Source organism: Paenibacillus sp. RRE4 (genome assembly GCF_031844205.1).
Taxonomy (GTDB): Bacteria; Bacillota; Bacilli; order Paenibacillales; family Paenibacillaceae; genus Paenibacillus; species Paenibacillus xylanexedens_B.
On sequence record NZ_JAUZUT010000002.1, the window covers coordinates 148,850 to 173,319 of the forward strand.

The window sequence follows — 24,470 nt, forward strand, 5'->3', positions numbered from 1 at the left end:
TCATTATTATTTACAGACTATACATAGGGAGGAATCATTACATGTATGCTTTTAGAAACAAATTCTCTGGCTTGCTGCTTATGCTTGCCATGCTTATGATCCTGGCCGCTTGCGGTAGCGGAGCGGGAACAGAAGTCACACCCGGAACTTCCGAAGCCAGCACAGACTCGTCGTCCGGTTCGGCTACTTCGGATGCTAAACGAATCTACAAGTCCTTAAGCGGGGATGTAGAAATTCCGGCGGAGCCCAAACGGATTGTTACAGACATGTACGTAAGTGATCTGCTGGCAATCGGTGTGAAGCCCGTTGGCGCTATCCAATATTACCTAGAGAACCCGTTCTATTCGGACCAGGTGGCAGGCATAGAAAGTATCGGTGATCGGAATGCTGTATCCATAGAAAAGGTTGCTGCCTTGAATCCGGATATGATCATTACCTACTCTAACCAAGCTCAGGAAATTGAGAATTATCAAAAAATCGCACCTACCGTAGTTATTCCTTACGGTACATTCACAAACGTACCAGATGAGATCCGTGGCTTCGGAGAGCTCATGAACAAATCCAAAGAAGCCGAAGCTTGGCTGAAGACTTACGACGAACGGATACAAGCCGCTCGCACCAAGGTGAAGGCGGTCATCCGTCCAGAGGAAACCTTCTCGATCCTTGAAGTATCGGACAAGAGTTATTATGGATACGGAGACAACTTTGGTCGAGGAGGACAAGCCGTTTACCGTGCCTTGGAACTTGCTCCGCTTGAACGTACCAGAAAAGAACTGATGGGCGATACCCAATGGAAAGAGATTTCACGTGAAATTGTTGGTGATTATGCAGGCGATCATATTTTCCTGACCGTTGGTGAGAATAATAAAAATTATAAGGGTGATTCTGTCTGGAAGTCCCTTCCTGCGGTAAAAAACAATCAGGTGTATGAATTGCAGGAGGACCGGTACTGGTACTTTGACCCGATTGCAATCCAGGGTCAGGCTGAAGAATTAGCAGATATGATTGTAAAGCGTGCTGAGCAGAATCGCAAATAAGGCAATCATGAATTCCAAACGCCTGGAAAGACGATTACGTCTCTTCAGGCGTTTGTTTTTTTATATCAAGGCAACTGCACCATATATTACATCAGCTGGCCCATATATAGTGTTTTCACCTCTGTTGTATAGTTGAAATTCACTGTTTTACCGCATGAATAAAATGAACCGTCTCAAAGGCAGACAAGTCATCTGTTCGTTGACTGAAATACCGCTCCTGAACTTCTTCAGGTGATAGATGCTCGTAGATGAGAAGCCCTGCTTGTTCCAACAGATGCTCCATCTCCTCATACGTGAAGCAGGATAACATCGGTTCGCCCCCCGTCGCAGCCATCTTGACCATATTCTCGACACGATTAAACTTGCCCTTTTCCTGAAAGAGGTGTTCATCTGCATAATCAAACACGATTGAACTTCCAGCCGGAAGAGGTGCAAAAGCGTGATGAATTAATCGACAGAGGTCTTCTTTGGGCAAATAATACGAAACACCAAGCAGTGTAAACAAGGTTTTTACATTTCTGAATAGGCTGCTTAAAGAATCCGTATGAATCATCTCACGGGTGAAATCCATGGACACAAATTGAAGATTGCGCGGAATAACCAGCTCCGCCTTCCTCAAACGCTCTTTCTTTAACTGCTGTGCAGACGGAAGGTCCACCTCGAATACGTGCAACTCATCCTCCATTTCCGGGTGCCTTAACGCAAATGTGTCCATACCGGCACCAAGAACAATCATCTGCTTCACGCCCAGCGAAGCCTCCTGTAGCATCACTTGTTCACTATAGGCAGAACGAGCCAATGTGATTGGTGACAGCTGGACTTGGGTTATCCATTTTAACACCTGATCCAGGTCTCCTCCGAACTGATCATCCGCATCCGGGTGAAAGAAGTCGATGCCCCGAATCATATTTTCGCCAATCGCTGTAAACTCCTCTGAAGTAATTAGCTTTCGGGCTAAAAAGTCATTAAAAATGAGTGGTTCATCATGCTCCACATGGTAGGCTCGGGCAAATGCTGAAATCAGAGACGTTATACTGGACTCCTTCTTCTCGCTCATCACATGTTCCTCCCGTATCAACAAAAATAAGGTTCCCCCTGGCCAGGAGAACCTTAGTATATACGGAAAAATAATATATGTAAATTATAGCATATATAATTTTTTTTGTCAATATTTTTTTGAGATGAGATCATCCAAAATCCATATTTTTCAGTCGACTCGGCTCACCCGGTTCCATTAGGTTCAATACGCGCACCACATCCATTTTGCCCATTCGTTTAGAGTACAGAGTACGTCCCCTAAGCATCCAAGCCATACTCCCTCATCTCCCGGTTGCGGTTCAGCGCTGCATGCAGTATAAAACCACACAGAGCAATCGTAGCGGTACCCGTTGCCAGCCAAGCTACAGGAATTAAGCCTTGTTTGTCGTACATGACTCCCATGGCATATGGCCCGATCACGCGTCCCAACGCGCCAATCCCACCCGATACGCCAATATAAAAAGGGGCTGCCCTCCCCGCATGCTCCGAAATAAATGCTGGCGTAGCCGGCGAGATTAACATCTCTCCGAAGGTGGCCAGTACCATAGCAAGCACCATGCCCGGATAATTGTACATGGTGATCATAACAATGTAGGCGAGGCCGTAAAATACGGCACTGGCCGTCATCTGGGCACTGGAGGTACGGGCCATTGTACGCTTTACCCAACTGGTGAATGGCTGTCCCACAAAGATCAGCACACCGTTAAGTGTCCAGAGCAGACCGTACATTCTTTTCTCCAACCCTTCCGAAATAATATAAGGCGACACGCCTGTATTCCAGATGGAGTTACCAAACAAGAGGAACAACACACCAATACTCATGAACAGATACAGCCGAGTGTTTCCCAGCAGTGTCCAGATGCCTGGACCGTCCGGTACGGTTTTACGTTTCGTCAGATGTACTTCTCCCTGCTCCGGCTCCACCCGGGACAGATAAAACCAGAAGAAGACCGCAAATCCTGCTGAACTCACCCCGTTTAACACAAAGCTCAGATGATATGAAAAGTCAGCCAGAAATCCGCTAAGCGCCGTTCCAATCGCTACACCGATGTTGTTCGCCACATAAATAATGTTAAACAATTCACCGCGCCGCTCGGCAAAACGGAAGCCGATAAACGCTTGAATCGCAGGCAACGATAATGAACTGAATAACCCAATCCAGCCCATGGCAAAGATAAAAACAACCCAGTACGCACTAATCCAAGGCAATGCAAACAATCCTGCCGCGTTTAGTGCTAGCGAACCGATGATTAGTTTTTTCACACCTACGCGATGGTATAAAGAGCCACCCAGCAGCTGTCCAAAAATACCGCCGAGCGATTGAATCAAAATGACAAATCCCGCGTTTGCCATCGTGCGTCCAAGCTCGTCGAATACATACATAGTTGTGAGCGGCCACATCAAGGCACTGCCCGTTGCACTCACCATACTTGCCAGCAAAAACACTTTCACTTCTTTTGGATAGTTATCCAGCCATCTCAACATCTCTTCAAAACTCCTTACATCCTCTAGCCTGACATACCTTGACCGATGTCCGCACAAAAGGCTTCCGCACATGTGCATGACTCGCCACGGCGGAAGCCTGTAAGTTAAAGACTTTATAATATGAATCTATATTACATCAAAATAATCAAGCCGCAAGCACACTCATTGCCGCTTCACTTCAACAGTGGCGGAGAAAAAGGTAGCACCGTTCCCCATATCCGACAACCGACCCGATGTCAGTGAGTTGGAGCGCTGTTTCTTACCCTCGCCGTCCCACCATAGCCCTTGACTGATGACCGTTCCCGGAAGCATGGCATCCGTCACTTTGGCGGTCAGTTCAATGCGTCCGCGCTCATTCCACACCACAACTGCATCGCCATCCTGCACATCGCGGCGAGCCGCATCCTCTGGATGAATTTGCAGTAGCGGCATCTTCTCCAAACGTTGATGTTTAGCCGAATTACCGAAGCTGGAATTCAGGAAATTATGGTTCGGCGGAGATACAAACATGAGCGGATATGCATCCTCTGGACCGGCTGGGTTCTCTCCATCAAAACCTTCAACTAACGCGGCGTATGTCGGTAATGGCGGTAGTCCCTTCTGTTCCATCTGCTCGGAGTATAATTCAATCTTGCCTGATGGCGTAGGCAGATGTTCCAGGAAAGATTCATGGGCCGACATGTCAAGCTTCACAAACCGCTGTTGCTTCAGACGATCCAGTGTAACCCCGTTCATATAAGGGTTCTCCGTGCCCTGAAGAGCATTCTCAATCATCTGCTCCGGCTTCTCACCAAAGATGTCCGCGTCATAACCCATGGCTTGTCCAAGCAGGGAGAACAGCTCCACATTGCTTTTGCTCTCGCCGATCGGCGCTATAACAGGCTCCTGCAGCTGGACATACTGGTGCCAGTACGAGATGTACAGATCGGTTGCTTCAAAAGAAGACGTGGCGGGTAGCACAATATCTGCATATTTCGCCGTATCGGTCATGAACAGGTCATGAACCACCGTAAACAGGTCTTCCCGTGCAAAACCTCGCTCCACTCGTTCCGTATCCGGTGCCACCACCAGCGGATTGCTGCAGTAAACCAACATGGCCCGGATCGGCTGCTCTGCCTCCAGCAACGCTTCGCCAATCCGGTTCATGTTTACGACACGCGGATCGGCATGTTGCCTTAGATCAGGCCGCTCCAGCGCATCACTGTTGGTGCTCGCGTAGCTGTTCGTGCGAACGGCACCGCCGCCGCGCTTCAGCCACTGACCCGTAATTGCAGGCAGGCAGGCGATGCTACGCACGTTCATGCCCCCATTGTCATGATGCTGCAAGCCATTGCCAATATGAATATGAGCGGCCTGCGCTCTTCCGTAGAGCTCTGCCAGCTCCACAATCGTTTCTTCCGGCACGCCTGTAGTGCGTGCTACCCGTTCCGGGGTGTAACTGCGCACATGCTCGCGTAGCGCTTCGTGTCCCACGGTATATTTTTGCATAAATGCTTCATTCGTCAGTCCTTGCTCAAACAGCACATGCATCATACCAAGTGCCAGTGCACTGTCCGTACCCGGATAGAGCGGAATAAACCAGTCTGCCCATTGCGCCGTCCGGTTGCGATGAACGTCAATGACAACGATTTTGGCACCGTTCTTGCGGGCCTTCTCCGCGAGCACAACCTGATGCATATTGGTACTAACAATGTTACCACCCCACACCACGATCAGATCTGCATGCTCTGTATCCTCAGGCAACGTGCCGTGGTTAGCTCCCATCGTATATTTCCAGCCCGTATTACCGGCCGCATTACATATCGTCTGCTCCAGCACGCTTGCGCCCAGAGCATTGAAGAAACGCCGATCCATGCCGTCTACGCCAAGCACGCCCATATTACCGTAAAAACTATAAGGAAGAATGCTCTCTGGTCCATACGTTGCAGACAAGTCTTTGAACTTTCCTGTAATTTCCTGAATCGCTTCGTCCCAGCTGATACGCTCGAACTTGCCTTCACCTTTGGCGCCGACGCGTCGCATCGGATATTGAAGCCGCTCGGGATGATACACCCGCTCCGTCATATTTCGAACTTTATTACAGATCGCGCCCTTCGTAATCGGGTGATCCGGATTACCCGTAACCTTCGTAATCTTACCGTTTTCTTTATGTAATAGCAGACCACATGTGTCTGGACAATCGAGCGGGCATACCGCTGGAAATACACCATTCTCCTGTTCAATCATCATTGGGCTCCCCCTCTTTGAATAGCTATCCCTATATCATATCCCGTTCAGGGTTATAACGTAAAGAGAACAGAACGAATCGGCCAAATCTTCATCATTGCTGGGTAGCATGTTATGTGTGCAAACTGGTCATTTCATTCAAAAATTTTAATTTTGAAAAAGTTTTCTGCCTATGATTCATTCTCTGAATCCAGGGGTAAATAAAGAACAAGGCATTAGGCTGGTGTTTCCCCACTTCCTCCTCATGCCATATCATGGACCACTCCCGAAATTCGCCATGCTCAGGTTTCGTTCCCCCGAACCTTGTCATGGCGAATTTAATTTTGGGCAAAAAAAAGATGACCCTATCTCATCTCCCCACGATCAACCTTGTCGTGAAGCGATAAGATGCACCATCTCACTTCGTTATTCCGTATTCTTATCTGATAACTCCCCGTACCCCAACTTAATTTCACAAGCCGGTTTATTTTCTTAGCTTCTGACTATTTATGCTTACAAATACGATGCTCTTAAGTGTCGACTCTGTCATCTGTTATGCCTGTTTACTCCACATCCCTCTGCTTTCTGCTTCTACAGGAGACACTTTAGCAGGGACAACCGTATCCGGCTTGACCTCCGGCTCTGTTTTACGCAGATAGACCATCCAATATGCAGCCGCTACGAACAACGCTCCACCCGTCAGATTACCTAGCCACACCGGGATGAAATTCATGACATACTGACCCCAGGAATAATGGCCCTCAAAGATCGCCGCCGGAATCAGAAACATGTTGGCCACAACGTGCTGAAAGCCGATCGCCACAAACGCCATCGTTGGAAACCAAATGCCCAGAATTTTACCGCTCATCGTATCGGCTGCATAAGACAGCCAGACAGCTAGCGCCACCAGCCAGTTGCAGCCTATGCCCGAGATAAAAGCCTGCAGGAAGCTATCATGCAATTTATGTCCTGCCATATCGACCACTTTGGTCAGGTATACACCATCTGCGGTAAGCCCAAGGACATGACCGAAGAAAAATGCCACAAACAGGGCACCAAGCAGGTTACCCACCGTCACAAGCAGCAGGTTCTTCAACATCGTGGCTGGAGAGATTTTACGTGTGATTGCAGCAAGCGGTACAGCCATCATATTACCCGTCAACAGTTCTCCGCCGCCAATCAAGACCAGAATCAGACCTACCGGGAACACCGCCGCTCCGATGAATGTTGCAATGCTCCCCCACTCCGGTGGTGCAGATGCGATTACGCGAATATCCAGCAGAAACCCAAGCGCGATAAAGGCTCCCGCCAGGAAACCAAGAATCAGCACAGAAGAAACCGGATTCTGTGCTTTCTTAACACCAGCCTGTGCCGTATATTGTGCAACCTCTAAAGGCGTTTTTGTCGCCATATGTCATCCTCTCCTTTATCTTCAAACCGTTCGCAAATCATTAAATTCATCTATGGTTTTATTGTATCTCGACCTTGCCCAAAACTTTGTGCAAATAATCACAATCACAATAAACAACATGATTATATCCATCCATTTAATATGATCTAATACTATATTAGGGACTATCCGATATAAATAAAAACCCACCATAAATTTGTTATGCATAGAATGATGTTTACTTATCTTTCGCCCCCGTTTAGCTTACATTAATTTGTTGCAAGCCAAACTGCAGGATCGCACAAAACTTGAGCTTCCATGCTCTAAGAAACTCCGTTTTAAAAACTATATTACAGAGGAGGCATTAAACATGTTCAAGCATTCATTTCAATGGAAAGTTGTTATGGTCTATACTTTGGTTCTCACTCTCATCCTACCCGGTGTTTTTGTTCCCGTGAACCAAGCTTCTGCTAACGGGAATATGAATCTCCTATCCGCAGTCAATAATAATTTGGATCGAAATTTGAATACTGTTATCTTTGCCAACGGGAAATATACTGCTGTAGGTGAAAAAGGGAACATCATTCAGTCAACCAGTGGACTAGACTGGACTCGTGTGAATACGGGAGCATCTAATGCTAAAACTTCATGGAGAAGCCTTGTCTATGCGAACAATATGTACGTTGCAGTCGGAGTTGAAACGAATGCTTCCGCAAAAGCGAGATTGATTACTTCCTCTGATGGAGAACACTGGACGGATAGATCCGCTGTAATAGATGGAAGTATACTTCAAAAGGCAGTCTACATCGAAGGCAAGTTCTATGTCGTTGGCGGAAAATGGCACGCTTCTGATCGAAATCAGGATATTGGAATTATCTATTCATCTTCAGACGGAGAGAATTGGACACTGTGGAGTAGTATGCCAAAAATTTGGCCTTCAAGTTCAACGACAAGTACAACGTTTTATTTAATGGATTTAGCCTACATATCAGGTAGATATGTTGTTGGCGGGAATGTATTTGGTGGATATGCCTACTCTAATAACGGAATAAGTTGGACAAATGGATTTCGTGGTAGTAACTCCCTCTCTTCTTTTTCCATTTATAACGAAAAACTGTATATGATCGAAAACTATCATGATGGTTATTCTAGCAGTGATGGAATAACGTTCACAGCAGACCCTTCCTATAATGATACATTGGGAACGACACTTATTGGAACGACACTTTATCGTTTTGGTAAAGCAGGGAAACTAGACACTTCAGCAGATAATGGCGTGAGTTGGAGTTCGCAGCCTAAGATAACGAATATAGATATCAAGTCTTTAGCTTCCAATGGTACCGGCATAGCCCTTGTCACCTCCGCACCTAATAGTCTAGTGGTTACAGCGGACAAGTCCACGTGGAAAAAAACCGCGGCAAACCTGCAAAGTATTGCTTATAGTGGAAGTTCATGGGTTGTTGCAGGTCAAACCGTTTATAACAATACGTTGACCGATAGCATGATACTACATTCCTCAAGTGGCTGGGATAGTTTACATGCAAATGATCAATTGAAACCGAAAGATCATTTTTCTAAAGTTGCTTTCGGGAATAATATGTTTGTTGCTATGGGATCGCAGATCGGAACATCAACCGATGGAGAACATTGGACACTTAATGACCTCCCTGCAGGTGTAACAGGCAAAGTTCAGGCATTAACCTATGGCGTAACCGGGGGATTCCTTGGTATTACGGATACAGGCAATACTTTAACTTCTTCAGATGGAGTGTTGTGGACAAAGGGAAGCGATCTCCCTGCCTCAGCATCGGTATCTAATGTTAAATATGTGAATGGGATATACGTAGCTGTCGGCTACCAGACCTTGTTAAAATCCAATCAACTCGGAAACAATTGGGTCTCGGTTGATGATCCAGATGATAACATCGTCGATAATTACTACAATTTAAATGACATCATCTATGATAACGGGAGTTTTAAAATCGTTGGTTCTGACGAAAACTCTAACCCTATTGTTTTGGAAACAGTGGGTTCTCTTGATAGGGCTTCAACATGGGTCAAACATGCAGTAGATAACACCCATTACAGTGACATGAAGTCAATTGCATACGGAACCGGATTATATGTAACTGCAGGAGTCTTGTACGATGCTTCAGGTGCAGAGCATTATATCGTTTATTCATCTTCTGATCTGGTGAACTGGACTCCTTACGATGAGAGTACATTAGGTATAAATGGCGAGAGCCTGAGTGCTGTGTATTATCAAGATGGAATGTTCTACATCACGGGCAGCGATAATGCACGGATCGTCTTTGGCGATGCAGCACCGATTAGCAATATTACTGATCTATCAAGTGTACTTGGAATGGCTGATAATGCTCCAGGAGGTGGCGATGGCTCAACAACCGGCACAGCAATCAGCTGGATTCTTCATGTGCCTAATATGAGTTCAACATTGGGTTTATCTGATCTCTCACTTTTAGATTCCCAGGCTAAAGTTGAATTATTTAGCAGCAGTGACTATTCATCCGGTTCAGTGAGTGGTAACACAACCATCCCACTTACAGCAGGTGGATCTACCACCGCATACATTAAAGTAACAGCAGCCGATAATGTATCCACAAAATATTATGCAGTAACAGTGAACCGTGAACCTACACCAGAAACCACACCGAATGCAGCAATTAACTATACAGATGAGCAATTGACGGGACTCGTTCTTAACGCCTCGTACTCCATTAATGGAGCAAGCACTGTTGCAGACGCTTCAGGACACATCACCATTAATGGAAGTTGGATTGGAACCACGTTATCTATTATCAAAACAGGAAACGGCACGACTACGACGGATAGTTCAGTGCAAACACTTGTCCTTCCTTCTCGTCCTGCTATTCCGTCAGGCGTGAACAAGACAGATGAAACATCCAACGGCGCTCAGGATGGCACAATCACCCAAGTTACCGATCTGATGGAATATAAAAAAGATGTGGACGTTACTTGGACAGCGATTGTTGGCACTTCTGTAACGGGACTAGCACCAGCAACCTACGAGGTACGGATCAAGGCAACTTCTTCCGACTTTGCTTCTCTAGCAACTCCCGTGACGGTTGGTTCCTTTTCTGCTACACCAGAAACCACACCGAATGCAGCAATTAACTATACAGATGAGCAATTGGCGGGACTCGTTCCTAACGCCTCGTACTCCATTAATGGAGCAAGCACTGTTGCAGACGCTTCAGGACACCTCACCATTAATGGAAGTTGGATTGGAACCACGTTATCTATTATCAAAACAGGAAACGGCACGACTACGACGGATAGTTCAGCGCAAACACTCGTCCTTCCTTCTCGTCCTGCTATTCCGTCAGGCTTGAACAAGACAGATGAAACATCCAACGGCGCTCAGGATGGCACAATCACCCAAGTTACCGATCTGATGGAATATAAAAAAGATGTGGACGTTACTTGGACAGCGATTGTTGGCACTTCTGTAACGGAACTAGCACCAGCAATCTACGAGGTACGGATCAAGGCAACTTCTTCCGACTTTGCTTCTCTGGCAACTCCCGTGACGGTTGGTTCCTTTTCTGCTACACCAGAAACCACACCGAATGCAGCAATTAACTATACAGATGAGCAATTGACGGGACTCGTTCCTAACGCCTCGTACTCCATTAATGGAGCAAGCACTGTTGCAGACGCTTCAGGACACATCACCATTAATGGAAGTTGGATTGGAACCACGTTATCTATTATCAAAACAGGAAACGGCACGACTACGACGGATAGTTCAGTGCAAACACTTGTCCTTCCTTCTCGTCCTGCTATTCCGTCAGGCGTGAACAAGACAGATGAAACATCCAACGGCGCTCAGGATGGCACAATCACCCAAGTTACCGATCTGATGGAATATAAAAAAGATGTGGACGTTACTTGGACAGCGATTGTTGGCACTTCTGTAACGGGACTAGCACCAGCAACCTACGAGGTACGGATCAAGGCAACTTCTTCCGACTTTGCTTCTCTGGCAACTCCCGTGACGGTAGGTACTATAGGATCTATTCCTGCTGCACCGAATGTCACTGCGGATGATCAAAATAATCTGATTCTCGGTTTGGATACTACGATGGAATATCAGATCGACAATGGAGCTTATGTTTTATTCAATGGAGCCAATGTACCTAATTTAAGCGGCACACATACCGTTAAAGTACGTATCGCTGCAAATGGCCCTACTCCAGCAGGTGCAGAAAAAACAATTCAGTTCACTGCAAATCCTGCAACCGGACTAAACTTGCTCGCCCAGGATCCGACAGGATCAAACAATAATGGGAAAACATTAATTACGGTTAGCCCTGCAATTCAGAATATAGAACATCATTTCGTTTATAGAAATATTGGAAGTAGCAGCATTAATATCCCAGCTGTAGGTGAAACATCTGCTGGTTACGAACGTTTGCCAGCTAACGGACTGGTGAACGCAGCGAACGGTGATCGAATTATAGTAGCCGAAGTAGATGGTGATGGTAAAATCGTAAAATTTGGCTGGACATCGTCTGTCGTACAGAATGAAACAGCACCAGGTAACAATACCCCTGAGATACCCGTTGTAACCTCCCCGCCTTCAGGGGGAGGAACTGCTTCAAATCCGAGTAGCTCTAACAGTGCTAACACTGGAAATGAAGATGTAATTGTTATTGTTAATGGTCAAGCCGAGAATGCAGGGAAATCGCGAACCACCGATATGAATGGCATTAAAACAACCCTCCTAACTGTTGATCCAGTGAAATTGAAAGCCAAACTGGACTCAGAAGGTTCTCGAGCAATTGTTACCATTCCGGTGCGATCGGCAGCTAACGTCATTATTGGGGAGTTAAATGGTGAATCCATTAAAAACATGGAGGACAGTTCCGCTACACTTGTTCTTCAAACTGAACAAGCAAGTTATACCATTCCCGCCTCTCAGATAAACATCGATGCTATTGCTACAACGCTCGGCAACACTCTACAATTAAAGGACATGGTCATTCGTATTACCATAGCCGAATCATCAAAAACGATAAATGAGCTTGCAACAAATGCGGCAGTCCAAGGCGGATTTACAATTATTGGATCACCTGTTGACTTTACTCTAACTGGCTCATACCAAGATCAAACAGTTGAAACACAAAATTTTAATGTATACGTTGAGCGTAAAATCAAACTCTCTTCACAAATCGATCCGAACAGAATTACAACTGGCATTGTTGTGGAGACTGACGGAAAAGTTCGTCATGTACCAACAAAAGTAGTTTTAGAGCAAGGAACCTACTATGCGAAAATTAACAGTTTAACCAACAGCTCCTACGGAATCGTATGGAACCCGAAAACTTTTGCAGACGTCGAGAATCACTGGGCTAAAGCTGCTGTGAATGATATGGCATCTCGTATGGTCATTAATGGCATTAATGATGCAGCTTTCAACCCTAATGAAGCGATCACCCGAGCTGAATTCGCAGCGATCATTGTTCGTGGATTGGGTCTCAAACTTGGTAAAGGTTCTCAACCCTTCAACGATGTGACTTCAAAGGACTGGTATTTCAGCGCTATAAAAACAGCGGCTTCCTACGAGTTGATTAACGGATTCGCGGATGGCACGTTCCGCCCAAATGACACAATTACACGCGAGCAGGCGATGACATTGATCGCTAGAGCGATGAAGCTGACAGGACTTGCAGAACAGTACACTAATCTGGAGTCTGATCAAATCTTATCTATTTTCAAAGATGCTACTAATGCTGGTAACTGGGCCAAAAACGATATTGCCCTCACCATTAAAGCTGGTTTGATCAGTGGACGCGGTGAGGACAGACTGGCGGCCAAAGCGAACGTAACACGAGCAGAAGTCGCGGCTCTAATTCAGCGCCTATTGCTCAAATCCGATTTAATCTAATAAGAACAACAATAAACCTGGCCAGCTTCTATAGAGAAGGCCAGGTTTATTGTTGTTTTGTTTTTTTATTTATCTTATACCAGTGCCGGCGCTTTAACCTCTACCGGAGGCAGGGCTTGCAGGCCTGCTGTGTTTAGGAAGTTCCAAGGTTTGTTGTAGTGCGGTTGGAAGAAGAAGTCGATAAACGCCAGCTCATCCACCGTCATGTTGTTCTGAATACAAACCGAGATCGTATTGATCGACTGCGTCAGATCGACTTGTGACATCACCTGTGCACCGACAATACGGCGAGTCGCTTGTTCGTAAACCACTTTAAGCAAAAGTTTCTCAGCCGTTGGCATGAATTCAGGACGGTAGCTGTCTTCCAGAACAACCGATTCGACAACAAGTCCCTCTTCTTTAGCAGACATTTCGGTCATTCCTGTTCCTGCAATATTTTGCTCATAAATTTTGATGCCCGACGTGCCCTGTGTTCCCATATAAGGCGTTGTTGGACGAACCAGGTTTCTCGCTACGAGTGTACCCATCCGCACGGCGTTTGTTGCCAGTGGAATGTAAGCGGCTTTGCCGGTCGGATTGTAGTGGATCGCACAGCTGTCACCTGCAGCAAAGACATCTTGTTGACTGGTTTGCATGTATTTATCGACGATGATCGCACCGTTTGGCAGCATATCCACTTGGCCTTTTAGCAGCTCCGTATTCGGACGGAATCCGATGCAGAGAATAACCAAGTCCGTTTCGAATTCCCCTTTGGATGTGATGACTTTAGTTACCTTGCCGTTCTCGCCCGTAAATTTCTGTACCGTTTGACCAAGTGCTAATTCAATGCCTTTATTCTTGAGCGTATCTTCAATTCCATCGGTAAATTCAGGATCAAGGTATTTATTCAAAATACGATCCACGCTGTCGATCAGCGTCACTTCTTTACCGTTCATCTGGAATGCCTCGACCAGTTCCACACCGATGTAACCTGCGCCGACTACAGTAACGCGTTTCGCATCTTTCGCTTTTTCGATAATGGTGTTGGAGTGATTGTAGTTTTTGCAAAGCAGGATGTTTTCCATCTCGATGCCTTCCAGCTTCGGTACAACAGGCCATGAACCTGTAGTCACGATCAGTTTATCAAATGTATCTTCAAATTCTTCCCCGGTTTGCAGATTTTTAGCCCGCAAGGTGTGGCCTTTGGCATCCACTGCTGTAACTTCGTGAAGCATCTTCGTCACAACTCCGAGATCCGCCAATTGATTCGGCGAAGAGTAGAACAGGCCGTCAGGGTCTTTTACCACTCCACCTACGTAGAGCGCGATACCACATGACAGGAAAGAGATATTATCATTGCGTTCATATACGGTAATGGTGGCATCCGGGTATAATTTGGCGGTATTCACGATAGCTGCTGTTCCTGCGTGTGTACATCCGATGACTGCGATTTTCATGAGTAGTTCCTCCTTGGAGTATATAAAATAATGAGTTAATTAACGTAATTATAGTTGTGAAATAATTCACTACTAATTCGATGGATCATATGTGATTTATTTCACTTTATACACTCATTATAATGTGATATTTTTCACATTGCAATAGGTTTTGCAAAATAAATGTCGCTTTCCTTATAAAACATGTGCCAAATTCGATTTCCGCCCTCAGTTTGCTGTGATTTAATGCGTTATTGTCCCTGACTCAATCTAATTTTCACTCTTTACAGTTTCTCCGAGTTAGATATTGCTTATGCTCTCCAAATCATTCAAAATCCGTTTCAATGCAGTAACTAAAGACTGCACTGGATACAGGTATTACATATACGCTACTTGGATCTAGACTCGTGACTAGAGTAGTTAGTAAGTAGAGTATTCTGCGCAGATACAACGCTTTAGACATAAGAAAAAGCCTGACTCTGCAAAATAGCAGGTCAGGCTTCTCGTCATCATACGTTTTCCTTATAGATATAGCACATTAACCGAGCAATTGCTCAATTGTAGCACTCATGGACTCTGGTGATTCTTTCGGTTCAACGCGGCCAACAACTTCACCTTCGCGGTTCACGAGGAACTTGGTAAAGTTCCATTGAATATCGCTGGTTTCACCTGAGCCGGGCTGTTGTTCTTTCAAATATTGAAAGAGGGGATGAGCTTCTTCTCCGTTCACATCTACTTTTGCAAAGACCGGGAAATTCACGCCGTAGTTAATCTGGCAAAAGGATTCCGCTTCTTCACTTGTCCCTGGCTCCTGCCCACCGAATTGGTTACAAGGAAAACCAAGCACGACGAGACCTTGATCACGATAACGGTCATAGAGCTTCTGCAATTCACCGTATTGCGGAGTCAATCCACATTTACTCGCTGTATTTGCAATAACGAGCACCTTGCCTTGATACATATCCAGCGGCACTTCCTGATTTGCGGTAGTTACCGCCTTGTACGAATATACGGACATTGCTAATTCCTCCTATGAGATCGTAGTATCTTAATTATAAACGTGTTCGAGTATGAACTTCAAATTTACCGGGAAGCTGCAATTGCCTCATATCGTGTTTGCCGCTCGGCTTTGCTCAGTTTGGGACAGGTGTAACAATAATCCTGGCCTCCATCCACCTTATAATACAGGCAACAAGTTGACTTCATTAACACTTTCTCTCCCGGTTGATACGGGCTGTCGATCTCTACCGGCTTGAATTTCAACAGATTTTTACGTAATCCCATAACTTCCGGTGGCATCGTAATCACATGCTCATACCCTTGAATAACAGCTTCTCGCTCCTGATCTGTAATCTCCATCTGGACAGCCAACGTTTTGAACCATCTCAGGATCGACGCAAGCTGTGCCCACATCTGGCCTGTATTCGCCCCGCCAGCCAGTGCCACCCCTTCAATTAATGGCAGAAGCTGTTCTCCGTAATAAGCTGTGAGCATCGCCTGACGCGCAGATGTAGAAGCTAGGACTGAGTTAGGCTCGTCGTTGGCGGGAGGCGCTGGATGAGGCTTTTCAGCGTCATCCAGCAGTTGGAAATGAAATGCCGGGTACCCATCTTTTACGATAAGTTGTAATTGGATATTATCCAGTGAGAGATCCAGCAACGAGTCACACATCGCGTTTATATAGTGAATGCCTAACAACAGTCCACGAACAGAATGCATGAAATATATCGCTGCGGTCTGCAAGCTATCTGCTCGTAAATGTTCGTTGTAAGCTGTCAGCATATCTCTTGCCTGCTCTGCGTCCCTTAACGAAGCCAAATGTTTATCGTATATAGGATTCAACGCAGGTTTAGTCGAAATACGTGCATATTGTTCAAGCCAGGTGTAATTGATTGCGCTCATTAATGAAACCTCCTGTGAATGCGAATGAGCCGCGTGCTAACAGCGCACAGCGGCTTCATTTCTATAATTCAGGATCGCACATCCGATCCAGCTCGTTTATTTTAACTGCCTGTTGCTTGCACGCGATGTTCCGTGCGACCTGCAGCATGAACCATCGCACTGTTCACTACCTTGGTTTCAGGGGCAACTGGTTTCGGACGTTCGCCAGCAAGCGCATATGGCAAGCAAAGCGGTACATTGGAGCGAGGATCCATAACGATGTCGGCTTCAATGTTAAATACTTCACGCAATACGTCCGAGGTCATTACTTCTACAGGTGAACCTTCAGCTATGGCTTTACCTTGCTTGATGCCGATCATGTGCTGCGCATACCGGGATGCGTGATTCAGGTCATGGACGACCATCACAATGGTACGATTAGCGGTTGCATTCAGATGCTCGAGCAACTGTAATACTTCAAGCTGGTGAGCCATATCGAGGAAGGTTGTCGGCTCGTCCAGGAACAGAATGTCTGTTTCCTGTGCAAGTGCCATAGCGATCCAGGCACGTTGACGTTGTCCGCCGGACAACTGATCGATCGGACGGTCATGGAACTCCGTCATGCCAGTCACTTCGATCGCCCACTCAATCATGCGTTTGTCTTCTGCACGCATGGAGCCGAATCCTTTTTGATAAGGGAAACGACCATAGGAAACCAGTTCTGTAACGGTCAGCCCTTCCGGTGCTGTAGGATTCTGAGGCAGAATCGCAAGCTGCTTGGCAACTTCACGAGTGGACTGCTTATGGATGGATTTGCCGTCGAGTAACACGCTACCTGCCTTCGGAGACATAATACGTGCCATCGTTTTCAGTATCGTTGATTTCCCCGAACCGTTGGCTCCCACAAGTGCGGTAATTTTTCCTTGGGGAATCTGAATGTTCAGATCCTCAACAATAAGTCTTTCCTCATAAGCGATATCCAGCTTGGACGTCTCCAGACGAAACATGCGATCATCCCTCTCTCATTAATCCCGGTATGTATTTCCGGCTATCATAACGACAACGAAATTGAAATTATATACTGATTCAACACTTCTGAATTTTCCGACGCTTTAACCTTTTTAAACAAACTGTTTAATCTGCTACACTAAAGATACTGATAATCATTATCACTTGTCAACCAAAAAACCCAATTTTTTTGATGATATAAGGCATTTTTTGCTCAAATTAAGTATCTCAATGGCTGCCGTGCCACTTATTATATGAGATCATTTCTCAATGATTCCGTGCTATTTTTCACCACTCGCCTCATGACCTTAATTTGAATCAACCTATATATGTCTAATTTGTGAACAAAAAGATTTCATCAGCATACTTCATCTAGAAACGATAATTGTTACTAAAAAAAAGATGACCCTGAAACCTCCGTTTCAGAATCATCTCTCAAATCTTACTTTATAGTTCCTTGCCTGTTCCGATTCACATGGTGCCTACTACACAAATTCAACTTGGCTTCTGCTGCAGGTTAATCGTGATCTCCGAGCCTTCCGCACCTTGCTGGATGCTCACAACATGCTCGGGATTGATATTGTCCGGGATCGAGATCTGCATTCCATAGGGGTAAAAGCGATCCGCTTCTGCCAAGGTTAACTGTGCCTTAGTGTCCGTTTTAGTCTGGCCCTCTGGTGAAGCTTCATCGGTTGAATTTTCACCTGTTTTATCTTGGCTTTGCTCCGGTGATTCATTTGTTGTGCCAGATGACGCATTGCCGACTTCGGATTGGGCATCCTTATCCGCATCACTCGTTGAATCAGCCGATCCTTGACCTGCATCTGTATCTGTATTTGTATCCGTATCTGTACCTGAGGCTTCACCACGATCCAGGCTTTCCCACTGGTCTGTAACATCTAGCTCCTTCGTGCTCCCGTCATCCATACGCAGTTGAAGTTTCCCCTTTTCAAAAGGAATACCCCCTGTTTCACTCCGAAAACGGATGACTAATTGGGCTGATGATTTAGCCCCTTCCTGCCTGTTCTCCGCAACAATATACGCGATGTAGTCTGCTGGTTTCTCTTCGGGATTCGTGGCAACTACAGGCTCCCGATCTGTCGGTGGCTGTGCCTCAGGTTCAGACGAAGGGTTCATCAGAGCATACGTACCACCTGCAACACCGAGAATCAGGAACAACAGCAACAATCCCAGCCACCGTGTTTTCTTTCGCCCCGTCAACATGCGCATGAACGGAGAGGCCAGCTCCGACTTGGCACGATCATAGACCGGATTCAGCGCCTTTCCTGCTTTGGCATAGTAAGGCTTAAAAGCCGACTTGGGTCGGAATGCTTCCCGATCATGCGTTTTGAAATACAAGATGATAGCGTCTGCATACCCTTTATGTGCGTTAGAACCGCGAACAAACATCCGCTGCGCGCCAGACCATTCAAAAAAAGTGTAGATCTCTTCGGGGTGACCCATATGAATGCGGGCAAACTCGATCAGACCTGAATAATCAAGCCGATTACTTCCGCTCCCCCCACGATAAAACGCAAGCGACAATGCCTCGTACGCTGGCGTTCCCGGCTGATTCCGTAGCTCTGCCGCGAGCCAGCGGCGAGTCCAGCGCTGAAGCTCGTCCCGCTCAGCAAGGGAGAGAGAATCCATCCCTTCTTCCGCATTACCATCACCGCTAAGCCATGCTCTGGCTGCCAGCATCATATTGGTTCTTGCAACAACATCGGAGCCTTGACGTACCGCCCAGTCCCGAACCTCATGTTCATGCTGCAAAATATCGATCTGCAACAGTTGCTCCCGATTCACGCGTTCCAGATTGAGATCCTGGATCATAAACAGGTTGATGACATAAGCAATCTTGTCAGCTAGCTTGGTTAAAGCCTCCTGATATGCAACCTGTTGTCCACGACGGGATGAGGCGGTTGGTTTGCCAGAAGAATGCGCAGTCGTAGCCTGCTGTTCTGAATCGGCAAAAATCTCTGTTTGTCCGATATGTCCGGTTATCTCCGGTTCCATCGCACCGTTCTCGGAGATAAGGTCCAACACGCTAACCCGTTGAAGAGCCTCGTTCGCCGATTGCACCGGATCGAGTGCAGAACACAGTCTTTCCCGTAGCTCGGTACAAGACTTTTCCACCAAAAAAGCGGATTGGATTGCAGACGGATGAGCCGTAACCCATCGCTGGATAAGCTCAATCACGCCTGCTGCCGTTTCGGTACGTTTCAGCTGATTGTCCAGATACGGCTCAAACAGCAGTTTGGTTAATGAAGCATTGCCCAGCACCTTATCAAAGAATGCCTGATTCAACTGAGCATCCCGATCCAGAATGGTATACAGCTCTTGCACAGCTCGCATTCGTTTCTGCGCTCGTGCATTGTTCACAGCGTAAATAAAATAATCCACAATCCGGGCCTTCACCACAGGTGCAGCGACCCGGAAATATTCGCCGATACGAGAAGCCACCGCTTCTTCGGGTACATTTTCCCGCCGTACACTGTCCAGTTCCCGGCTGAGCAAGGTCAGGAACAGTTCGTTCAGACGTGAACGTTCATGCAATCCGCCTTCCGGCTTCAGGTACGTCAGCAAGCCGCTCAAGACCTCATGTTTGTTGTTCAGATATAAATCCTCTACCCCTTGTTCAAGACTGTAAAATACAGATAGCTCGCCATAGGCTTCAATGGAAAATTCACGTCCAGGCTCCATGCCTGCCAGCATTTCATCGGCAAATGCATAAAACTCGGCCGACCTTGCCTGATCCTGCATCAAAAACCATGCAAACTCCGCATAAGGCAACTTTGCTACCGAAGCGTCCGCATGTGTGACGCGTCCAGAGACGAGATCAAAGGTGAAATCCTTCTCTGTATTCCGATCCTTGGGACGCAGCGTACCGCGCTCTACAAATTGCACATGAATGCCTTTCTTGGCCTGTGGCTCCTTGGCAAACGTCATAAAACCAAGTTGACGTCGGAACGCATACGGCAATGCCTTGTATAGCAGACGAAGCAATGCCTTTGCTCCTGCTGTTACTTCCTCTGCTGGCACATCCAGTGCTATGTATACCTTGCGGCGAGCCGCCACAGACTGCATCACGGCATACAGCATACGCTTGAACAACGTCTCATCCATTTTCAGAGCGCTTAAAACTTGGCTCGGAGATGCGTTTAGATCAAAGTTTCCGCCGTGCAGTTCGCTACCACGTCCTGCTCCACCTTCTGTCGCTACAGGCAAAGCTGTCAGCGCAGGCAACTCTGTGCCCTGCTCGATATCATAAGAGGTGGCGAACACAGCATTCAGCCAATCGCCACGTTTCATATATTCTTCCGAGCTTGCCGGAGATAGAACATAATTGTGAGCGAAAAATGCGCTGCGCAGGCCGGTAAAATCCGCAGCCTGATACACATTTTGCCCGAGAATGGTTTCGCCGCTCTCCAGATGCAGCAGGTGCATGGAAGCCGGATACTTGCTCTCGTCCTTCTCACTTCGGCCTGTCAGCTCTGCGGGAGCATCATAGACACAGTAAGGGTGAAGTACTTTTTTGATAAAAGAAGGGTCCAGTCCCGGTGAAGCAGCCACCGTGTCAAACCCCTCCGTTGTCCGGAATACCCCGCGCCGTTCTCTCGTGTACATCTGCTGTTCAATGGGCGGAGTGTTGGCAGAACGCATCATCCCACTCTCCCCTCAATGTACTTGAGTTTGTATAGCAACCACAGGAAAGGCTCGTCCACACGGATGGGGCTTACCACGCCCTGGATTTTCATATCTACCGGATTGCTACCCAGCGCAGATACGGCAAAATAAGCAGTATCTTTGAAATATACATCCATCGTTCCTTTGAACGGACGATCCACTTTCTCGATAAAACGGCGAATCTCCCCGTCGATATTCTCAAATTCGGTCAGATCGAAAGAGTCGCGGTGCACCATGTTACGGAACACATTGCTGTTGGATTTGATATAATCCCCCTCCTCGTCCTTGAGGGAATGCAGCATGTCACTTTTGGTGAGTACGACAGCGGTTGGAATATTGGTTTTGGCCTTGTCCTGATAGGCGATAAAGTCACCGAAAAGGGTCAGGACCACGTCGCGCGGCTCATCGTATTTCGGCGTCCATTCACCCGGTTCGTTCCCCAGATTAATGCGGATCTTGTCCCGGATCGAACGAATCTGGAGCGGGTCAACCATAAACAGAATACCTGCCGAGTTTTTGATATGCTGTCCGTGCAAGCCCAGATAATCCTGCTCCACCATACCTTCACCTGCCACGTCAAAAAACACCAGGGTCAGCGGCGCCTTATCCTCGTCCTTGAACACAAACTGAAAAATAAATGGCTCCTGCAGCTTTTCCTTCTGCGTGGAATCCAGCAGGTCGCCTCGTTCGAACAATGGCTCTTCGTAATCCGCACGGAAACGGCGGCTGATCTCGGCATTCAGCGGCATACAGGCGGCATCAAAATGATCCGCAGTATAATGCTGCAACGTATGAATCAAGGAAGTCATATACACGGATTTCCCGACCTGGGATGCACCTATAATCGAAATGATATTGCTTGGAGCCTTACCCGCTGTTACAGGCAACTCATTATGACAATGCGGGCACAGACGGCGACGTGTCATCACACCGTAACGATCATTCAAGCCCATGACAATGTTATCTGAATAGATTCGATGCTCCTCCGGTACATCATAAGGTGACAGCACAGCTTCCATATCAAATACCGTATCCAGCCCAAAGCGCTCTCGATATCGGTTGAGTTTGGCATCTTCTCCAAGTGCATAATCTTCGTCATCGTCACGATGATGTGCTGCACGGAACACGACTTCTTCCGGTGAAAATTTGCTAAAGCAGTATGGACATACGATATCGTAGAACAACGGCCGTTCCTCCGGCTGCTGTCTCTTCAAAAACCGGCTAAAAAAACTCATAGACACTCCCCTCCCCGTTTATGTGTAAAATACATCCAAGTTGAATGGAGTTGTTTACACGTACACTTCGATGACAGAACAACCTTCCAATCGCTTGAAAGCTCAACTTAGATGGTCATGTCTGTTCAATCGGATATCAGCCGATAAGCGGCTCCGTATTTGGGGCCGTCCGTGAAGAATAACCTCACATAGTCGTCTTTGGCGACTTCCACGGGCGGCATTTCATTTTTCCCCGGTACAAAATCACTCACAAACGGATACACCGTTCCATCGTCCTTGTTCAACGGAACGCCACCTTGTTTGCGAACATAACAAAGCGCTTCTTTAGGCACAGGTACCTCGGCGGTTACGGTGATCAACACGGTCTTGCGTTTCTGAAAAAAACCGCTCTTATAGCGAATGGCAAAGCGGATATCCGCCTTGCCTGCACTTGCAATGCCCTGATTATCTTCATCCTGCTGACGAATCAGCACAGGCCCATCCTCATGCATCTGGCATGCGTACACCGTATACTGGATTGCACCAAAGCCGGTAATTCGATCCACATACCCGTTATTCGCTTTGTACTCCTCTCGCGTATACAGCTTCAGCTTGCCCTGTGTCGATCCGCCCGCATCGTCTCCATAATCAGTAACACTCCTGTGTTCTTCACCCACACGATCCGTATTCATAAGATTAAGTTCCAATCGTTCCACGTATACCGCCTCAAGCTGCTCCGGCCAGAGCCAGCGAAGTGTGCAACGACCTTCGTCTACTGCGAGCGTTAACTTTCGAATCCGGGGAGCCGAAGGATCTGCATCTGCATTCATAAACCGCATATTCCGTTGACCTCCCCGATGTTAAAATCCTTTGCTGCGTGTATCTCTTGGCCGCCTACCGAATCCTTCCGCAGAAGAAGTTCCACGGCCAGCATCCCGGCGCCCTTTGCTCTTGCGTGGTGTGTTCTCTTTGATCGGAACAATCCAGGAGAAAAGGGTAAGTAAACCTGACAGGATCAGCATGGCTCCCAATCGAACGAAAGCATCACCCACATTAGAACCGTTTAACCCCCACTCCAGTAACAGTCCGGCTAACAAACCTGATACTGCACCACCTACACCGAAGCTGAGTGCAAGATGACGGTTATCAAACACAAGTCCAAGGGATACGCCAAGCGCCACACCGATCAGCAGCAAAGCCACAACACGGAAAATGGCCAGATACATACTGTGTTCCATCGCACCTGTACGCTCCGTCACGAGAGTACGTTCATCAATCGTATCGTAAATCTGTTGGAACGCGACATTCAGCCCACCTGCGTCAGGTACATCATAGTACATCCCGCCGGTTTGCTGAGCAATGCTCTTAAGCAAATCCGTCCCCGAAGGGTCTACCAGGCTCAGACCAACAGTATGGATAGCCACCTGTTCCTGTACGTATTGCGGCAAAATGCCTGCGATATCAGCATCACTGAATCCATCCGATAACAGAATAACGACTGTTCCCCGTTTGGAGTCCTGTTTGCCTTCGATCAGTTTCATGCCTTCCTGAAGCACTGCATCAAAATTCGTCCCCCCGGACGTCGTGACAATGCTGTCGATTTTACTATTCACTTCACTTTTGGCGGCTTCACTATCTACAGCGATGAACGGTTGTAGTAGCTGCGGTTGGTCATGAAATGTAATCACCGCCACCTGCTTGTCACTCTCCATCTGATTGATGAGCGTCTTGGCTGCTTCAAACCGCCCGTTATTGGGGTCAGTCTCGTTCATGCTGCCCGAATTGTCGATCATCAATATGATGTCTTTGACCTGTTTTGCCCCGCCCGGATTGATCTGGTACAGCAGTTGCAATCCCATCCCCACAACCAGGAGCAGCGCTAGCGTTGCAGGCACAAGCAGCTTCCAGGACAAGCTGAGGTACCTGAGCTTCCACGAAGCACCGTTCAGTCTTGGTGAGATCATCTCTGCCAGCAGGCAGAACAGTCCAACACTAAGTGCTAATACGCCAAAGTATAACCCCATCAACAGCAGGCGTGGCATCTCGCCAAGCCACTGATGCAGCATGATTTCTCCTGCCGCAAAACCCACTGCTCCGCCAATCAGGCTGAACAGCACCAGGAGAAGATTGATTTTTCGCTGCATGTCTACATGCATCCTTTCTCAACACCCGCAGAAG

At 47.1% G+C, this 24,470-nt stretch carries 15 protein-coding genes; 2 read left to right on the forward strand and 13 right to left on the reverse strand.

Annotated elements, in window-relative coordinates; genetic code table 11:
* Positions 1-41 precede the first annotated feature (41 nt).
* Positions 42-1,037, forward strand: coding sequence for an ABC transporter substrate-binding protein (locus Q9R46_RS17790; RefSeq protein WP_311281136.1), 996 nt, complete (start codon positions 42-44; stop codon positions 1,035-1,037).
* Between the two features lie 139 nt (positions 1,038-1,176).
* Here the strand turns inward: Q9R46_RS17790 and Q9R46_RS17795 are convergent, their stop codons facing one another.
* The 5 genes from Q9R46_RS17795 to Q9R46_RS17815 all read right to left on the reverse strand — a co-directional run bounded on the left by Q9R46_RS17795 (position 1,177) and on the right by Q9R46_RS17815 (position 7,176).
* On the reverse strand, positions 1,177-2,094 hold the full coding sequence (locus Q9R46_RS17795) for a class I SAM-dependent methyltransferase (protein WP_311281137.1): 918 nt from the start codon (positions 2,092-2,094) through the stop codon (positions 1,177-1,179).
* 130 nt (positions 2,095-2,224) lie between these two features.
* Positions 2,225-2,350, reverse strand: coding sequence for a hypothetical protein (locus Q9R46_RS17800; protein WP_311281138.1), 126 nt, complete (start codon positions 2,348-2,350; stop codon positions 2,225-2,227).
* Complete coding sequence (locus tag Q9R46_RS17805; RefSeq protein ID WP_311281282.1) at positions 2,334-3,557, reverse strand: MFS transporter; 1,224 nt, start codon at positions 3,555-3,557, stop codon at positions 2,334-2,336. Before Q9R46_RS17805 ends, Q9R46_RS17800 begins: the two co-directional genes overlap by 17 nt.
* Before the next feature lie 165 nt (positions 3,558-3,722).
* Complete coding sequence (locus tag Q9R46_RS17810; RefSeq protein ID WP_311281283.1) at positions 3,723-5,786, reverse strand: molybdopterin-containing oxidoreductase family protein; 2,064 nt, start codon at positions 5,784-5,786, stop codon at positions 3,723-3,725.
* A gap of 532 nt (positions 5,787-6,318) precedes the next feature.
* Positions 6,319-7,176, reverse strand: a complete 858-nt coding sequence (locus Q9R46_RS17815; RefSeq protein WP_311281139.1) for a formate/nitrite transporter family protein — start codon at positions 7,174-7,176, stop codon at positions 6,319-6,321.
* Between the two features lie 349 nt (positions 7,177-7,525).
* Between Q9R46_RS17815 and Q9R46_RS17820 the strand changes: the two genes are divergently transcribed.
* Positions 7,526-13,087 (forward strand): S-layer homology domain-containing protein, encoded by a 5,562-nt coding sequence (locus Q9R46_RS17820; RefSeq protein ID WP_311281140.1) that lies wholly within the window; start codon positions 7,526-7,528, stop codon positions 13,085-13,087.
* Between the two features lie 74 nt (positions 13,088-13,161).
* Here Q9R46_RS17820 and Q9R46_RS17825 read toward each other — a convergent pair whose 3' ends face one another.
* The 8 genes from Q9R46_RS17825 to Q9R46_RS17860 form a co-directional block, all read right to left on the reverse strand.
* Positions 13,162-14,523, reverse strand: coding sequence for an FAD-dependent oxidoreductase (locus Q9R46_RS17825; protein ID WP_311281141.1), 1,362 nt, complete (start codon positions 14,521-14,523; stop codon positions 13,162-13,164).
* 517 nt (positions 14,524-15,040) lie between these two features.
* Positions 15,041-15,520 (reverse strand): glutathione peroxidase, encoded by a 480-nt coding sequence (locus tag Q9R46_RS17830; protein WP_090924172.1) that lies wholly within the window; start codon positions 15,518-15,520, stop codon positions 15,041-15,043.
* Between the two features lie 65 nt (positions 15,521-15,585).
* The gene (locus Q9R46_RS17835; RefSeq protein WP_311281142.1) at positions 15,586-16,404 is read right to left on the reverse strand and encodes a (2Fe-2S)-binding protein; all 819 of its coding nucleotides are present in this window, start codon (positions 16,402-16,404) and stop codon (positions 15,586-15,588) included.
* Positions 16,405-16,505: 101 nt separating this feature from the next.
* Entirely contained in the window at positions 16,506-17,390 is an 885-nt protein-coding gene (locus tag Q9R46_RS17840) for an ABC transporter ATP-binding protein (protein ID WP_145334315.1), read from the reverse strand.
* A 496-nt stretch (positions 17,391-17,886) separates the two neighbouring features.
* The gene (locus tag Q9R46_RS17845; protein ID WP_311281143.1) at positions 17,887-21,057 is read right to left on the reverse strand and encodes a GAP1-N2 domain-containing protein; all 3,171 of its coding nucleotides are present in this window, start codon (positions 21,055-21,057) and stop codon (positions 17,887-17,889) included.
* The gene (locus tag Q9R46_RS17850) at positions 21,054-22,313 is read right to left on the reverse strand and encodes a TRAFAC clade GTPase domain-containing protein (RefSeq protein WP_090924168.1); all 1,260 of its coding nucleotides are present in this window, start codon (positions 22,311-22,313) and stop codon (positions 21,054-21,056) included. The genes Q9R46_RS17845 and Q9R46_RS17850 overlap by 4 nt, the downstream gene beginning before the upstream one ends.
* 125 nt (positions 22,314-22,438) lie before the next feature.
* Complete coding sequence (locus Q9R46_RS17855) at positions 22,439-23,131, reverse strand: beta-mannanase (protein WP_311281144.1); 693 nt, start codon at positions 23,129-23,131, stop codon at positions 22,439-22,441.
* A gap of 21 nt (positions 23,132-23,152) precedes the next feature.
* Positions 23,153-24,436 (reverse strand): vWA domain-containing protein, encoded by a 1,284-nt coding sequence (locus Q9R46_RS17860; protein ID WP_311281145.1) that lies wholly within the window; start codon positions 24,434-24,436, stop codon positions 23,153-23,155.
* Positions 24,437-24,470 lie beyond the last annotated feature (34 nt).

Coding starts and splice junctions, on each gene's coding strand:
- Q9R46_RS17790 (WP_311281136.1), top strand. CDS start 42: ATGTATGCTTTTAGAAACAAATTCTCTGGCTTGCTGCTTATGCTTGCC.
- Q9R46_RS17795 (WP_311281137.1), bottom strand. CDS start 2,094: ATGAGCGAGAAGAAGGAGTCCAGTATAACGTCTCTGATTTCAGCATTT.
- Q9R46_RS17800 (WP_311281138.1), bottom strand. CDS start 2,350: ATGGCTTGGATGCTTAGGGGACGTACTCTGTACTCTAAACGAATGGGC.
- Q9R46_RS17810 (WP_311281283.1), bottom strand. CDS start 5,786: ATGATTGAACAGGAGAATGGTGTATTTCCAGCGGTATGCCCGCTCGAT.
- Q9R46_RS17815 (WP_311281139.1), bottom strand. CDS start 7,176: ATGGCGACAAAAACGCCTTTAGAGGTTGCACAATATACGGCACAGGCT.
- Q9R46_RS17820 (WP_311281140.1), top strand. CDS start 7,526: ATGTTCAAGCATTCATTTCAATGGAAAGTTGTTATGGTCTATACTTTG.
- Q9R46_RS17825 (WP_311281141.1), bottom strand. CDS start 14,523: ATGAAAATCGCAGTCATCGGATGTACACACGCAGGAACAGCAGCTATC.
- Q9R46_RS17830 (WP_090924172.1), bottom strand. CDS start 15,520: ATGTCCGTATATTCGTACAAGGCGGTAACTACCGCAAATCAGGAAGTG.
- Q9R46_RS17835 (WP_311281142.1), bottom strand. CDS start 16,404: ATGAGCGCAATCAATTACACCTGGCTTGAACAATATGCACGTATTTCG.
- Q9R46_RS17840 (WP_145334315.1), bottom strand. CDS start 17,390: ATGTTTCGTCTGGAGACGTCCAAGCTGGATATCGCTTATGAGGAAAGA.
- Q9R46_RS17845 (WP_311281143.1), bottom strand. CDS start 21,057: ATGATGCGTTCTGCCAACACTCCGCCCATTGAACAGCAGATGTACACG.
- Q9R46_RS17850 (WP_090924168.1), bottom strand. CDS start 22,313: ATGAGTTTTTTTAGCCGGTTTTTGAAGAGACAGCAGCCGGAGGAACGG.
- Q9R46_RS17855 (WP_311281144.1), bottom strand. CDS start 23,131: ATGCGGTTTATGAATGCAGATGCAGATCCTTCGGCTCCCCGGATTCGA.
- Q9R46_RS17860 (WP_311281145.1), bottom strand. CDS start 24,436: ATGCAGCGAAAAATCAATCTTCTCCTGGTGCTGTTCAGCCTGATTGGC.